Source organism: Bacillus sp. mrc49, from assembly GCF_002803435.1.
The window spans coordinates 1-917 of the sequence record NZ_PHNG01000175.1 but is presented as its reverse complement, the minus strand read 5'-3'; the positions used below and the strand labels follow the sequence as shown (position 1 = coordinate 917).

General features: G+C 40.6%; 2 protein-coding genes. Both read right to left on the bottom strand.

Features of this window, described 5'->3' with window-relative positions; translation table 11 throughout:
- Nucleotides 1-262 (bottom strand): heavy-metal-associated domain-containing protein (locus CVN76_RS01215; RefSeq protein ID WP_198512409.1); only part of this gene is annotated, 262 nt, incomplete at its 3' end.
- Entirely contained in the window at nt 255-623 is a 369-nt protein-coding gene (locus CVN76_RS01210; protein WP_100530115.1) for an ArsR/SmtB family transcription factor, read from the bottom strand. The genes CVN76_RS01215 and CVN76_RS01210, both read right to left, overlap by 8 nt.
- Nucleotides 624-917 lie beyond the last annotated feature (294 nt).

Below are 917 nucleotides of genomic sequence, written 5' to 3'. Positions count from 1 at the left end.
TAATATTTTCTTTTTGTTTCCAAAATGGCTCCTTAAGGGACACCTGTTCCTGCTCTCCCCGGATTCTCAGGTTATCGAAGGCTCCTGCCTTTTCTATCTCTTCAATCGTCGCACTTCCCTGTACGGAAATCTTTGAAGCGCCAAAATTGATTTTAGCGTCCCTTACTCCTTCCAGGCCACGAACATTATTCTCAAACTTAGCCGCACAATTCGTGCAGGATAGACCTTGGATGCGGTACGTTTTTGAAGCCGGTTCAGCCATCGGACCTCACCTCCCGCTGGTGTTCTGATGCAATGAGGATCAATTGCTTGATATGGTGATCATCCAATGAATAAAAAGCTAACTTTCCTTCTTTTCGATATTTAACGATGGCATTCTTATAGAGGGTACGAAGATGATGAGACGTTGTCGCCATCGAGGCACCGATGATATGGGCCAGATCGCACACACATAATTCCTCGTCTTCACAGAGTGCATAGGCTATTTTGGCCCTATTATCATCACCTATCACCTTAAACAGCTTTGATATGCTGGAAATATCGACCTGGTTCATTTCTTTCTGAATGCGATTGACCTTTACTTGATCATGCAGATGGACATCACATACATCTTTTTGTTCCATCATCTTCCCACACCCTTCATTCAAATCTTCATTTGATTAAAATATACCATAATTTGTTGAATATTCAAACCTATATTTGAATGATTACTTCCCCCTCATCGTGAAAGCGGCCTATATGTCTTTATATGTACCCTATCGGTTTTTGTTTCATTTCCATCGTTGTTACCCGCACGAAAAGGAAGGATCCTATTTTTTTCGGGCTTTCCTTCATGCTTTAAATAAAGGTCAGAGGGAACTTATTATTTCCCTATTCCTTCCTCGAAACGTACATTATATTTAATTTACTATTTTCTT